This window comes from Moorena sp. SIOASIH (genome assembly GCF_010671925.1).
GTDB lineage: Bacteria > Cyanobacteriota > Cyanobacteriia > Cyanobacteriales > Coleofasciculaceae > Moorena.
Genome location: NZ_JAAHIH010000003.1, coordinates 787,054 through 801,182 on the forward strand (window position 1 = coordinate 787,054; position 14,129 = coordinate 801,182).

Below are 14,129 nucleotides of genomic sequence, written 5' to 3' on the forward strand. Positions count from 1 at the left end.
GGCTCCTACAGCTTAATGAGGTATGTTTGTTACGAAGTGGCATCTTCCCACTTAGACAAATTGGTAAATTGGGTAAATAGATATTGGCAAGCCTACTACACCAAAAAAACTGATTGGCAAAACGACCTGAGTAACCGTCTACATCGGCTGGCTGAGATTCTGCACATAGATGACATCATTAAGCAAATAGCCCCAGAGTGCGATCGCTTAATTTTAATTCCCCATCAGGTTTTCCATTGGTTACCCCTTCATGCTTTACCGATTAACAGTAAGCAGGGAGAAGCTACATCTGAAATTCTGATAGATCACTTTCCAGCAGGGGTAAGTTACGCCCCTAGCTGCCAACTACTCCAACTTGTCGAAACCAGAAAACGCCAGGACTTTACCCACCTTTTTGCGGTTCAAAACCCCACGGGTGACTTAAGTTATGCCAACATCGAAGTAGAAGTGATTAAACGCTACTTCAATCCAGCGGATACAGATGTCCTCGTGGAAAACGCTGCCACTAAAGACGCCATAGATAGCAAAGCTCTCAACACATACCACTGTCTCCATTTTAGCTCTCACGGTTACTTTAACCTTGAGCAGCCTCAGAAATCCGCCTTAATCCTTGCAGATGCGTACCTCAACTCTGCACCAGTTGAACTTAATCCAGCACAACATCTAGATTTGGGTAACGATAAAGTACTTGACTTAGATAAATGCCTCACCTTAGATGCCATCTTTGCCCTGAAATCAGAACAGAAATTAGCACAATGTCGCCTTGTCACCCTTTCTGCTTGCGAAACAGGATTAGTTCAATCCAAACTTACTGATGAATACGTTGGTTTGACCACTGGTTTCCTAGTTGCGGGAAGTCCAGCAGTGCTTAGTAGCCTATGGAAGGTAGACGATTTATCTACAGCATTGTTGATGATTAAATTTTATCAGAATCTGCTAAACCAGATGTCCTTAGCAGTTGCCCTGAATCAAGCGCAACTCTGGCTGCGGGATGCCACTGTACAGGAATTGCGAGATTGGGCTGAACAGTTAACTAAAGAGTTGAATTTGGATACTAATTTTAATAAAAAAATCAAGAAAGTACTCCGGTTTTTCAATAGTCAAGAAACACCCTTTAAGTCTCCTTATTATTGGGCGGCTTACTGCGCCATTGGACAATAATAATTGTAGTTACCTAAATAAAAATATATGGAAATTTCAACAATTATCCAAGCTTTTACGCAAGCACTCAAAACTCACTCTGAAAAGTTTGAAATTGAAGACTTGCAAGACTTATCCCAAATTTTATCACCGTTAGACACTCCAACAGAAGACGAATTAGATGATCTACTAACTGATTGGTTACAAACCCATACAGAAGTCAGAGATACTGTACTCCCATTTGCTGAGACTGATAAGGAATTAAACACTTCGCCCAAGCTCCCATCTAATTCCGAAGCAGGTATTATTCAAAACCTATTTGAACTGCGACAAACCAACCAAGAAGTTATTAAAGCTAAAACTAATCAACAGGATCAAGACAAGAGTAAGCATTGAGCTATCAGCTATCAGCTATCAGCTATCAGCTATCAGCTATCAGCTATCAGCTATCAGCTTATGCGCTACGCGCACGCTACGCGAACAGCTATTGAATACAATAACCTGACGGCTGACTGCTGACGGCTGACTGCTGAATGCTTACTAAAAATCTCAAACAATGACTCACAAAATCTACGCACCTAATATTCATCTCTTTGCCTTCCATCTTATAAATGTATCTAGTAGTGATTCCCAAGCAGACACCGACTATAATAGCCAACTACTTTGGCACAAGTACGATCAGATTTGTGCTAAATTCCAAATTCAACAGAAGCTAGACCTGAAAGACGTTGCCGAAGATTCCCGCATTGCTTTACTAAAAGGAGCCACTAAGGATAATATTCTCTTACCGTTGGAGGGTAAATTATCTCTCAATCATGGCAAAGGAATAAAGATTACTGGTCAAGCTTGTCCAATCCAGATCTATGATAGTTATGCTCTCGGTTTAAATATTCGTATTCCTGAACGTGAGAATAATCAGAAAACCGAAGACGTAGACCTGACTGTATTCAAGGATTTTAATCCAGACCAGTGCTTTCTTCCTAGTAACATTAACAGTTCCCTAGGACAAATTATGTTACTAACTGCTTGGCTACCCCAGAAGGAACAGCAAGATTCCCATTTATGGAAAGAGATAGCTGATCAGTGTGTGCAGAATTTTCTGGGAAAAAAAGATCAGGATAACTGTCCACCGCTGTATCAAGAAGGTAAATTATTTGGTAGTCCAATTTTTGAATATGGCATTCCACATGAATCTCAAGACTATGGCCAAATTTTTGTTTGGCTATTTTTAGGAGAAGAGGTGAATGGCAACTATGGTGCCCGAGCGGAGGAAAATTTTTGTTTTTTTTATCAATACTTTATTGATTTATTTTTTTATCGCCAAAAAGTTATTAAAGCGTATCAACTCAGCCGGGAGGTTTATAGTAATGTTAAACAACACTATCAAGATATTAAAAAAATAATCAATGAAACGGCTCAAATTAAAGATAATCAGAGCTTACAAGATAAATTCACCTCACTACCGAGAGCTGCAAGCCCCCTAAATCCCCCAATTCTGGGGGACTTTAACTCAAGTTCCCCCCAAAATTGGGGGGCTAGGGGGGCGAATAATTCCCTCCAGTATTTGAAGGCTAGGGGGGCGAATAATTCCCCCCAAAATTGGGGGGCTAGGGGGGCGAAAGTTGCTGTATTATCTCAGGCAGAACTGCTGGACTTTAAGAAAAAGCTGAGAATACTGCCAAAGCTAGACTTGACTTATTCAGATTTACTGGGAAAGTTAGAACGCTATAGCTTAACCATCAAGACTAATACTCACAATTATTCCGAAAAGCTTCAACAAATTCAAGAAAAATTACCCAATGACGAAGAGTTAAGCTTTTTGTCAGTATTTGAGCATAAAATCAGCCCTACTTATCAAAATCAAATTCAAATAAACTTAAGCTATTTTGCTCATAGCTCTGGTTTGTTAGACAAAGCGATTTCCTCAATCAGAGGTATTGTGGAAATTGAACAAGCAGAACGGGAGAAAAGACAACAACTTTGGATCACTTTTGTCGGTACTGGTCTAGCCGTCAGTAGTATTTCGTCCCAAAGCGACGCTAAACAACCTCTAGAAGTGATCCTGAGCAAACTAGACCGGAACGGATCCTTAGATTGTCCTAAACCTGAAGCTGGACTCTACCCTTGCTTGAGTTACAGTGTGGTGTTTGTGCTATTTCATGTTTTGATTGGTGTTGGCGTTGGTGCTTTCGCTGCGTTTATTGTGGATCGAATGATCCATCGGGGGTCAAAATGATCTGCAAAGGGAGTAGGTAACACTTCCCTTCAAGCTGGTTGACTCAAGGCTTCAGTTAGATAATCTGCCGCTGCTTCCACTAATGCGATCGCATTTTCATAAATCATGCGAGTTGGTCCAATAATTCCCACACTTCCCACTGGGACTTGGTCTTGCTGATAGTTAGCAGACACCAAGGTACAGCCACGCATCGGTTCCAAGGAATTCTCTGCACCAATCCTAATTTTCACACGAGACTTAAATTCCAACTCTTCCGGTACCTTAAAGATTACTGACCACAGTTGCTCCTGTTCCTCTTCCAACAGATGCAGCAAGTCTAGAGTCTGGTCTATTTCCGAAAATTCTGGTTGACGCAACACCTCTGAGATGCCACGAATCATAATCGGGCTGGACTTAGGTACTACAGTGCGACGGGTCAACTCAGTTAATAAATTGCTTAAAAAATCCGCATAGCGGACAAATTCTCGGTCTAATTCACTCCAATCTAATTTCTCCAATTCCGTGAGAGTTCGCCCTCGCAGCTTACTATTCAAAAAGTTAGATAATATTTTTAACTCCCGCTCCACAATCGACTCATCAACCGTGCTATCATCCTCTGACTGGGGCAGATTCATCAATACCGACTGAGTTTCATAACTATCCGTAACTATAATCAACATCACCTGTCCTAGCTCTAGGTGCATCAACTGTAGATGGCGCAGGCGAGTAGTGCGATTGTCAGGGAAAGTAATTAAAGCAATATATCCACTGACCGTTGCCAGAATTTGAGCAGCATCCCGTAGCAATACCTCAAACTTAGCTTCCTCCCAGTTCAACTTCTCTGCCAGTAAATTTTCAACATACTGACTCAAGGTTTCTGACGGTTGAATCAGCTGGTCAACATAGGTTCGATAACCTGAATCAGAAGGAACCCTACCTGCAGAGGTATGGGGTTGATATAGTAGTCCAACTTTTTCCAACATACTCATGCAAGAGCGAATCGTCGCTGGACTCACACTCAGGTCATATTCTTGAACCAAGGCTTTAGAACCAACCGGTTCTGCCGTGGCAATATAGTGACGAATAGTCGCCCAGAGAATATGTTGTTGCCGACTTGTTAAACTTAGTTGTTGGCGAGACATTTTGAACCAAAGCTGAACTTAATTTTAAAGGGAAAAAAGTCTAAATTAGAGAGATGAGTTACCATTAAGGTGATCAAACATACTAGGAATGGAATTTTGCCTAAAAGCTGGGTCTAGTTAAGCCTGCTTTAGTCCAAAACAGTAGGGGTGATAATTAGATATCCCAATCAATCACCAAAAATCAGGGTTGGTTTTGGTGCAATTTGGAAGTATCTGGGATTTATCCATAGGTATGGCAGGGTCTGCTCACCCAAGCATTAAGTTGGTTATTAATACATTTGCTATAAGAACATTTGTTCTAAGATAGCAGAATCAACTCATAGCAGTAGTTAGCAGTGAGCTGCAATTAGTAACGAGGAATGCTATGATCAACTATGATTGAGTATGCGTCAATACCCCCAGCTACATTCTTGACATTCGTGAACCCCTGACTGATTAACCACTGACACATCTGAGCCGAGCGCATACCATGATGGCACATGACCATGGTTTCAACTGCGGGATCAAAGCGAGTAGAGATTTCCCCAGACCACTGAGCAAATTCACTCAAAGGCAGAATTTCAAAGCCCTCTATAGAAGCGATCGCAACTTCTTGCCGTTCTCGGACATCAATAAGCTGTAACTGCTCCGGGGAATCTGCCATCTGCCTTGCCAGTTGTTCAACACTGATTTCAAGCAGAGGTTGATCAAAGGATTGAGCGACCATAGGACTGAAATAGCTGTAACGCGCTTGTTTTCTTAGTTTTGACCTTTATTTTACCTCTATTAATCCCAATTTCATTTATTCACCCTAAATATAATGAGCAGGTGATGGGGTAATCAGCTATGGTAGCTGATTAATATGTAGCGATATTTAAAGTAGTTACGATCAGCATTAACATCAGCTGTAAGTCGTCAGCTATCATGCTTAAAATAAACATCGAACACCATAATTTAATAGTTCGAGATTTTACAGAATTGAAAGTTTGGGGATTTGTCCATCTAAGTATTCAGGTCTTGGCTGATAGCTGATAACTTATATAGCAAAGGGAACAGGGAACAGGGAACAGGGAACAGGGAACAGGGAGCAGGGAGCAGGGAGCAGGGAGTAGGGAACAGGGAACAAACATTCTCTCAATTGATTTAGGATTGCTATAGCTGATAGCACCTCAAGTAGCGCTAATCGCTGTTCGCTGATAGCTGATAGCTGATAACTGATATATAATTGCTAAGGAATAAATTAACGCAAAAGGTATCAAATAATAATTAATGTGGCAGATAGCAGAGTGTCACAGGTATTCCTATCAAACAACAGAGGTTTATAGGAAAATCTAAGTAAGTACTGTAATTTTTTATAGTTTACTCGTACTCAAATAGGGAGGAAATAGTAACAACTAGTCTTAGGAGGGTTTTGACAATGGTACGACAAGGTGTTAGAGGAGTCATAGCTTTAATAGTAGCCCTCTATTCTCTGCCCGTTTTATCTCAGACAGCGAATTTTGCTTCTTTAAACTTATCACCTGGTTTTTCCCCAAGTCAGGGACAGGTCAGTGGTCACACCGGTGGTGCTTACTCGTTGTCATCGATTGCGAATAGCGATCGCAACAATGATCCCTGTATTGGTTTTGGAGACCCTACTCCAGATCACCTGATGGTTTTGGAGGCAGATTTACCCAGTTTAACTATAGGGGTCAACACAGGGGGAAAGGATACCACTTTACTGATTCAGTTTCCCAACAATCAAATCCTTTGTGGAGATGATACAGGTTCCAAAAAAGATGCCAGCATAACCGCACAAAATTGGCCAGCTGGCACATACCAAATCTGGGTTGGTGCCTTTGAGGGAGGACAACGGTGGGATTACACCCTGACCGCTGTTGAGTAACCAAAAAGCGATGCAGCGAGGTAGCGCGGTCTTGGGGGAAACCCCCACTCGCTATTGCATCAAGACACGGTAAACTAGTTAGTAATTTGTTCAAGCATTAATTACGGTGAACCCTAGTGCTATCTGCCCTGATTGCTGACTTCCGTATTATCTTTGAGCGTGACCCAGCTGCTCGGAACTGGCTCGAGGTTTTGTTCTGCTACCCCGGTCTACAAGCTCTACTGTTCCATCGCTGCTGTCACTGGTTACATGTGATTGGGATTCCATTCATTCCTCGACTGCTGAGTCAGTTATCCCGATTTGTTACAGGTATTGAAATTCATCCGGGTGCCAAAATTGGTCATGGTGTCTTTATCGACCATGGTATGGGTGTGGTGATTGGAGAAACCGCCATTGTGGGAGACTACTGTCTAATCTACCAAGGTGTTACCCTCGGCGGTACAGGAAAGGAAAGTGGCAAGCGTCACCCTACTCTAGGAGAAAATGCGGTGGTGGGAGCTGGTGCTAAGGTGCTAGGCAATATCCAAATTGGTAATAATGTCCGCATTGGTGCTGGCTCAGTGGTCTTGCGAGATGTTCCTTCCGATTGTACTGTCGTCGGTATACCAGGTCGGATTGTCTATCGTTCGGGTGTACGAGTCAATCCCCTTGAACATGGTAGCTTGCCTGACTCAGAAGCCAAGGTAATTCGAGCTTTAGTAGACCGGATTGAGTCTCTCGAACAACAGCTCCAAGAGTTAACTAACCAAAGATCTTTAATGGCATCAATGATGTCTGATCACTCTTCAACACTGGATGCTCCAGAGAAGGGGGCTAATGCCCCATGTTGTGATCTCCAGAATAAAGAAATTCGGCAGTTTTTAGATAGTTATGGGATTTGATCTAGTCGTTTAATGTTAGAAGGTTAAAGGTTGAAGGTTGTCCCTGCCGTTCCCCACAGAAAAACTTCGTGTGACCCCGAAGCTAAGGATTAACAGCTTTTTGAAACCACTCCCCAGAACTGTCTTGGTAGTAAAGCCATCGGTTTTGGGGGAAACCCTGCAACCTTAGGTGATCCACCTTGACTGGTTCGAGCAATAATAGGCAAAAATTTGGCAAAGGCTGATCTAGGGCAGGTGGTGGTGGGGAAAAGGCTTGTTTATCTGCTACTCTGGCAACACCAGGGTCAGGCCAAGCAAATTGTAAACGAGCTGGATCAGAAAGATTTTGCCAAGTCTGTTGGCGGACTTGTTGAAGTCCTTCGTCAGGATAATCAGCAGTGATCAGGGTCAACTGGCCTGCTAAACGAAATTGTTCGCGAGTGTTGGGAAAGTACCAACAAACTTCTCCCCAGGGATGATGATTAATGTCGTGAATTTTCTGGCTACGGGTATCGGTAATAACTTTGAGTTGGTTGGAATTGTCCAAAAAACCTCGAAAAACTACGGTGCGGTTAGCCGGATAGCCCTTGGGGTCAACGGTTGCCAGTTGGAAGTAACGGGCATAAGGTAGGCTCCGATTTTGGTGGAGTGCGCGAGCTAGGGGCGATCGCCAAAGAGCAATAGGCATTTTTTTTGAGACATAGCCCAGAAAATAGCGCAAATGTAGGGTAGTTTCAAGCCCAGGATGGAACCAACTCCCAAGTTGGCTGACAAAACGTTAGAATCCCAATTAGAATCCCAATCTAATCACTCATACAACTTAACTATTCGCAATTCGCAGCACAACCAGCACCAGGAGAGCAACTCATGTTCCTCAATGAACTGACACCAATTTTTGAAGAATTTACTCAGCAGCCTGTAGCTTTTTTGGGCGGATTTTTTTCAGGAGTGTTCCGCCTGAATCTCTCAGATGATCCTCTCAAGAGTTGGCTAGAGGATCAAAATGGCTCTGAGGTATACAAAGATGGTCATAACAGAAGCGAAAATGATAAAAATAAGGGTCCGCAGTCGATTTCCATTGATTAAGAGCTAATTCAACTTTATTTAGCGTGGGTGTTTGGGGTCTAATTGGTGCTTAAGCACCACCCCAATACATTTTTTTGATGAATTATTAAATAGTGTCAACTAGACAACCACTGATAATCCCGTAAGTGAGCTATCATGAAACGGTATTCACAAGTTCAGGGATTACTAGGGTAAAATTTTGATATTGCTTCCCCTTAGGTGGTTGCCCACTGTCGAAATTTACCACTGGTTCGTCAGACATGACCGTGAGTAACCAAAATACGTTGTACTCCGTTCTTCTGTGCCTCTGAACTTTAGTTCTATGTTCTGCCTCATCGATCGACATGACCATTTACGTCGGAAACCTGTCCTATCAAGCCACCGAAGACGACTTAAAAACAGTTTTTGGAGACTACGGCACCGTTAAACGAGTTGTTATGCCCACAGACCGTGAAACCGGCAAAATGCGCGGGTTTGCCTTTGTGGAAATGACAGAATCAGCTCAAGAAGACTCAGCTATATCTCAGTTGGATGGTGCTGAGTGGATGGGACGTAGAATCAGGGTCAATAAAGCCAGACCTCGGGAAAATCGTAGTAACGCTCCACGGCGCAATTCCTGGTAGTTGGTAATCAGCTGTTGAACAAGATTGAGCGACGTATTCCCCCACCTGGCTATCGCCACGCTGCGCGAACGTTCAGGTGGGGGTTAGGGGCTCACATGTCTTACGCCTTCTGTCCGGTCAATCCGGTCAAGAAACGACAAATTCTGTGCTATAACTAGGTTTATGTTGAGCGGTACGGCAAAGGGCAGAACAAGATTCTGAACAACCTGGAGGCACGACCTCTCAACGAAAGGGAAATCAAACCTGTAAATCCTGTGTAGTCGGTTTATATACGTCAGACTCTAGGTGAGAGATTCTAAACATGGCCCCATAGCGGAAACGACTTGGGGGAACAGTCCAGCAAAAGTCCTGGAAGCAGGCGCGAGAATGCCGCCTGTCGCGAGGGATAAGCCCTTGTAATCAAGACGGACACTCCCACCTGGTACGCGAGGTGGGGGAAGCATTCATCATCTAATTGGTATAACTGATTAAGTGTTCTTTAAGAGTTCTCAATTTGACCGTTGACCGTTGACCGTTGACCACTAACAGTCAACAGTCAACAAGATTCATGTACTTAAAACGTTCATGATCTAAAAACTGTCTAATCTCCTAGACAAATACCTAATCCTCTAGCGGTTCTTACCAGAGTTCCGTTCGGATTCACAGCTTGATAATGCTTAATCGTTTCCTCAATCGGTACACTCACAACCTGGCGATATTGCCATGTCACCATCCGGTCATATTGTTCATTGGCGATTAAGTCAACTGCTGCGACACCAAAGGCTGAGGCAATTAAGCGATCAAGGGGTGAAGGAGTGGCACCCCGCTGGGTGTGTCCAAGAACTGTCACTCGGGTTTCCGCTCCAATGGCATTACAAATCTCTTGGGCTAGATATTGACCAATACCACCTAATCGACATTCACCAAATCCGACATTACTTTGAAGCACCTCACCGGTAGCAGTGCGAACCGCCTCGGAAACTACGATTAAACAGAAGTTTCGCCCTTGTTCCTGAAGCTGCTTAATTTTATGGCAGACATTGTCAAGGGTATAAGGAATTTCTGGAATGAGAATAACGTCAGCCCCTCCTGCAATGCCAGCACTGATAGCAATGTGACCAGCATCACGCCCCATCACTTCCAAAATCATCACCCGGTCGTGGCTAGCCGCTGTGAAGTGTAAGCGATCTAGAGCTTCGGTGGCAATGTTAACGGCAGTGTCAAACCCAATAGAGCGCTCGGTAATGGCAACGTCATTATCGATAGTCTTGGGTATACCTACCAATTTCATCCCCCCTTGTTGGGCAAGTTTGCGCAAAATCGCCAAACTACCATCACCCCCAATACCAATGAGAGCGTCTAGACCCAGTTGGTGATAGCCATCAGCAATATCAGCGCTGCGATCGCATAGTGTGCCATCCGGCATCGGAAAAGCAAAGGGGTCGCCTTTGTTAGTGGTGCCAAGCATTGTACCACCCATAGTCAAGATCCGATCCACCTTGTCCAAAGTTAGGTTAATCGCTTGAGGCGGATTTTGCATCAACCCCTGAGTAGCCCGACAGATGCCAAGCACCTCCCAGTTGTAAGTACCGACAGCTCGGTGAGTCACAGCTCGAATCACCGCATTTAGACCAGCACAATCTCCACCACTGGTAAGAATGCCAATGCGTTTACGTTCTCCCATAATCTCCGTTTAAGGTTGCAATGCCTATGTTCACATCAATTTGACCTCAGGTATAGCCTCAAAGACAAGAAAAATGGTGTGAAGATTTGATTTCTGTATTTCTTCTAAAGTTATTAAGCATCATTAAAAATGCCTCCCTAAGATAGAAGGTGAAGAGGACTAGGCACTGGGCCAATCGGTACTCTTGCGATGGCCAATAGGCCACGCTACGCGAACACCAACATCTCTGACACACCAAGTGCCCTAAGACCTAGGGAGGACAAAAATTATGGCAGAGGTAGCTGAACCTAGAACTCAAGAAAGAGCCTTGGATCGGGATTGTAAAACGTTATCCCGTCACGTTTTCGAGCAACTCCAAAGTTTTTCCATGGAGGCACAAGACCTAAGTGCCCTCATGAATCGCATAGCCCTAGCTGCCAAGCTAATTTCTCAACGCTTGAGCCGAGCTGGTTTGATGGAAGGGGTGTTAGGATTCACGGGTGAAGTCAATGTGCAGGGTGAATCTGTCAAAAGGATGGATCTCTATGCCAATGATGTTTTCATCTCGGTATTTAAGCAAAGTGGTCTCGTCTGTCGCTTGGCCTCCGAGGAAATGGAAAAACCCTACTATATCCCGGAGAATTGCCCAATTGGACGTTACACTCTGCTGTATGACCCCATTGATGGTTCCTCCAATATCGACACCAACTTGAATGTCGGTTCGATTTTTTCGATTCGTAAGCAAGAAGGAGAGGATCTAGACGGGGAAGCCCGTGATCTTCTCCAAAACGGGCATAAGCAAATTGCTGCTGGCTACGTTCTCTATGGTCCTAGCACAATGCTGGTGTATTCCATCGGCACGGGTGTTCATGCCTTCACCCTCGACCCAACCTTGGGAGAGTTTATCCTGTCGAAGGAAAACATTGAGGTACCAGAACATGGCCCAGTGTATAGCACCAATGAAGGAAACTTCTGGCAGTGGGAAGAATCCATACGGGACTATGTTCGCTATGTCCATCGCCATGAAGGCTATACCGCTCGCTATGGTGGGGCATTAGTGGGAGATTTTCACCGCATCTTGTATCAGGGCGGTGTATTCCTTTATCCCGGTACTTTGAAAAAACCAGAAGGGAAGTTGCGTCTACTATACGAATCTTCTCCCCTAGCCTTTTTGATAGAACAAGCCGGAGGCGCTGCCAGTACAGGTACCGAAGACATTTTGGATGTTGTGCCAACAACCCTCCATGCTCGTACTCCATTAATTATTGGCAGCAAAGAGGATGTAGCTTTGGTCAAGTCCTTCATCGAGGAAAAAGCAAGGCAGGCGCAAGAAAAGTTGGAAGTGGCAGGGCACGTAGATAAGGGTTAAAAGGTTGAAGGTTAACCGGTTGTTCGCGTAGCGTGGCCTTTGGCCAAGGTTAATCGGTTGCAGGTTAATCGGTTGTTCGCGTAGCGTGGCCTTTGGCCAAGGTTAATCGGTTGTTCGCGTAGCGTGGCCTTTGGCCAAGGTTAACTGGTTGTTCGCGTAGCGTGGCCTTTGGCCAAGGTTAACCGGTTGTTCGCGTAGCGTGGCCTTTGGCCAAGGTTAACTGGTTGTTCGCGTAGCGTGGCCTTTGGCCAAGGTTAACTGGTTGTTCGCGTAGCGTGGCCTTTGGCCAAGGTTAAGCGGTTGTTCGCGTAGCGTGGCCTTTGGCCAAGGTTAACTGGTTGTTCGCGTAGCGTGGCCTTTGGCCAAGGTTAACTGGTTGAAGGTTAATCAGTTGAAGGTGGCTTTGAAAACCTCCCTACCCTTCGGTTTCTCCTTTGGGGTAAGGCGACGGCTACTCTTTGAGAAAGGCTTCGCCCAACTCCAACCAACCGTCAGGCCAATAGTCAAGCCAATAACTTTCAACCAACCAACCTTCAACCAACCAACCTTCAACCAACCAACCTTCAACCAACCAACCTTCAACCAACCAACCTTCAACCAACCAACCTTCAACCAACCAACCTTCAACCAACCAACCTTCAACCACCCAACCTTCAACCAACCAACCTTCAACCAACCAACCTTCAACCAACCAACCTTCAACCAACCAACCTTCAACCACCCAACCTTCAACCACCCAACCTTCAACCACCCAACCTTCAACCACCCAACCTTCAACCACCCAACCTTCAACCACCCAACCTTCAACCAACTAACCTTCAACCAACTAACCTTCAACCAACCAACCTTCAACCACCCAACCTTCAACCAACTAACCTTCAACCAACCAACCTTCAACCAACCAACCTTCAACCAACTAACCTTCAACCAACCAACCTACCCTAAGGGAATGCCAAAGGCGAACAACCAAATAACTGTAAACCCTTGACAAATAACAAGTAAGGAGCTAAGCAATGACAACGACAGCAGATAATCCGATTTTTCAGATTGAAAAAAATTATGGTCAGAGTATCTGGATGGATAATCTCAGCCGCACCCTGATTGAGTCTGGAGAACTTAAAGAACTGATTCAATCGCGGGGAATTTGTGGGATCACCTCCAACCCAGCAATTTTTGAAAAAGCGATCGCAGGCAATGCCATCTACGATGCAGATATCGAAGCCGGTATTCGTGCCGAGAAGTCGGTGATGGAAATTTACGAATCCCTGGTATTTGAAGACATTTCTAATGCTTGTGATATCTTCAAACCTGTCTACGACCAAACCAATGGGTTAGATGGTTACGTCAGCATTGAAGTACCACCCACTATCGCCAAAGATACTCAAAGCACGATTTCCGAAGCCCAACGCTATTACGAAGCTATTGGTAGGGAAAACGTGATGATTAAGATTCCCGGTACCCCAGAAGGCTTACCCGCAGTAGAGCAAGCTATCAGTGAAGGCATCAACGTTAATGTCACCTTGCTCTTCTCTGTAGAAAGCTACGTTGAGACATTCTGGGCTTATATCCGGGGTTTGGAAAAACGAGCGGCAGAAGGGAAAGATATTAGCAAGATTGCTTCTGTAGCTAGTTTCTTCCTCAGCCGCATTGATACCAAAGTGGATGCCAAATTGGAGGAAAAAAGTGCGGGTGTCGATGACCCCAATGTGACAGAGAAGCTAAAGGGAATCGAAGGCAAAGTTGCGATCGCTAACGCTAAAGTTGCCTACCAGAAGTACAAAGAAATTATCCAAAGCGATCGCTGGAAAGCTCTATCAGCAAAAGGTGCACAGGTACAACGGTTATTGTGGGCAAGCACCAGCACCAAAAACCCTGCCTACAGCGATGTGATGTATGTTGATGAACTCATTGGACCGAATACTGTCAACACCCTGCCTCCCAATACCATCGAAGCTTGTGCCGATCACTGTTCCCCAGAAAGTCGGATTGAGACAGGTGTTGAAGAAGCTTACCAAACCATAAACTCTCTCAACGCTCCTGATGTCAATATCAATCTCAGCGAAGTTATGGATGAATTACTTGAGGAAGGGATTGTTAAATTTGTCAAGCCCTTTGATTCCTTAATATCATCTTTAGAAAGCAAAGTCAAACTATTGGCTACCGTGTAATAGAAAGACGTTTAAGGTTGCCAGTTAATTTAGGTTGAAGG

The 14,129-nt window shown here is 44.4% G+C and carries 14 protein-coding genes; 10 read left to right on the forward strand and 4 right to left on the reverse strand.

The genetic code is table 11. The features are described 5' to 3' along the window. The first annotated feature begins 15 nt into the window (after nt 1-15). From F6J90_RS18740 to F6J90_RS18750, 3 genes are all read left to right on the forward strand, one after another. Nucleotides 16-1,161 (forward strand): CHAT domain-containing protein, encoded by a 1,146-nt coding sequence (locus tag F6J90_RS18740; RefSeq protein WP_293096657.1) that lies wholly within the window; start codon nt 16-18, stop codon nt 1,159-1,161. Nucleotides 1,162-1,188: 27 nt separating this feature from the next. Beyond that, on the forward strand, nt 1,189-1,536 hold the full coding sequence (locus tag F6J90_RS18745) for a hypothetical protein (protein ID WP_293096660.1): 348 nt from the start codon (nt 1,189-1,191) through the stop codon (nt 1,534-1,536). A gap of 160 nt (nt 1,537-1,696) precedes the next feature. After that, entirely contained in the window at nt 1,697-3,376 is a 1,680-nt protein-coding gene (locus tag F6J90_RS18750) for a hypothetical protein (RefSeq protein ID WP_293096663.1), read from the forward strand. Between the two features lie 29 nt (nt 3,377-3,405). On the opposite strand, the gene hrcA is transcribed toward F6J90_RS18750, so the two are convergent. Then, nucleotides 3,406-4,497, reverse strand: a complete 1,092-nt coding sequence (gene hrcA / locus F6J90_RS18755) for a heat-inducible transcriptional repressor HrcA (protein WP_287357485.1) — start codon at nt 4,495-4,497, stop codon at nt 3,406-3,408. A gap of 346 nt (nt 4,498-4,843) precedes the next feature. Next, the gene (locus F6J90_RS18760) at nt 4,844-5,203 is read right to left on the reverse strand and encodes a rhodanese-like domain-containing protein (RefSeq protein ID WP_008187977.1); all 360 of its coding nucleotides are present in this window, start codon (nt 5,201-5,203) and stop codon (nt 4,844-4,846) included. Between the two features lie 690 nt (nt 5,204-5,893). On the opposite strand from F6J90_RS18760, the gene F6J90_RS18765 reads away from it, so the two are divergent. Both F6J90_RS18765 and cysE read left to right on the forward strand, forming a co-directional pair. After that, nucleotides 5,894-6,361 carry a hypothetical protein gene (locus F6J90_RS18765; RefSeq protein WP_293096673.1) on the forward strand — a complete coding sequence of 156 codons (468 nt, stop codon included), beginning with the start codon at nt 5,894-5,896 and terminating at the stop codon, nt 6,359-6,361. 116 nt (nt 6,362-6,477) lie between these two features. Next, nucleotides 6,478-7,242, forward strand: a complete 765-nt coding sequence (gene cysE, locus F6J90_RS18770; RefSeq protein ID WP_293096676.1) for a serine O-acetyltransferase — start codon at nt 6,478-6,480, stop codon at nt 7,240-7,242. 82 nt (nt 7,243-7,324) lie between these two features. On the opposite strand, the gene F6J90_RS18775 is transcribed toward cysE, so the two are convergent. Further along, nucleotides 7,325-7,909 (reverse strand): Npun_F5749 family FMN-dependent PPOX-type flavoprotein, encoded by a 585-nt coding sequence (locus F6J90_RS18775; protein WP_293096678.1) that lies wholly within the window; start codon nt 7,907-7,909, stop codon nt 7,325-7,327. Nucleotides 7,910-8,088: 179 nt separating this feature from the next. Between F6J90_RS18775 and F6J90_RS18780 the strand changes: the two genes are divergently transcribed. Next, entirely contained in the window at nt 8,089-8,307 is a 219-nt protein-coding gene (locus F6J90_RS18780) for a hypothetical protein (RefSeq protein WP_293096681.1), read from the forward strand. A 323-nt stretch (nt 8,308-8,630) separates the two neighbouring features. Next, on the forward strand, nt 8,631-8,909 hold the full coding sequence (locus F6J90_RS18785; RefSeq protein ID WP_071106113.1) for an RNA-binding protein: 279 nt from the start codon (nt 8,631-8,633) through the stop codon (nt 8,907-8,909). 580 nt (nt 8,910-9,489) lie between these two features. Here the strand turns inward: F6J90_RS18785 and F6J90_RS18790 are convergent. Then, nucleotides 9,490-10,572 (reverse strand): ATP-dependent 6-phosphofructokinase, encoded by a 1,083-nt coding sequence (locus F6J90_RS18790; protein ID WP_293096684.1) that lies wholly within the window; start codon nt 10,570-10,572, stop codon nt 9,490-9,492. A gap of 268 nt (nt 10,573-10,840) precedes the next feature. On the opposite strand from F6J90_RS18790, the gene fbp reads away from it, so the two are divergent. The 3 genes from fbp (at nt 10,841) to tal (ending at nt 14,088) form a co-directional block, all read left to right on the forward strand. After that, entirely contained in the window at nt 10,841-11,920 is a 1,080-nt protein-coding gene (gene fbp / locus F6J90_RS18795) for a class 1 fructose-bisphosphatase (protein WP_293096687.1), read from the forward strand. 358 nt (nt 11,921-12,278) lie between these two features. Beyond that, entirely contained in the window at nt 12,279-12,908 is a 630-nt protein-coding gene (locus tag F6J90_RS18800; protein ID WP_293096690.1) for a hypothetical protein, read from the forward strand. A 25-nt stretch (nt 12,909-12,933) separates the two neighbouring features. Further along, on the forward strand, nt 12,934-14,088 hold the full coding sequence (gene tal, locus F6J90_RS18805) for a transaldolase (protein WP_293096693.1): 1,155 nt from the start codon (nt 12,934-12,936) through the stop codon (nt 14,086-14,088). Nucleotides 14,089-14,129 lie beyond the last annotated feature (41 nt).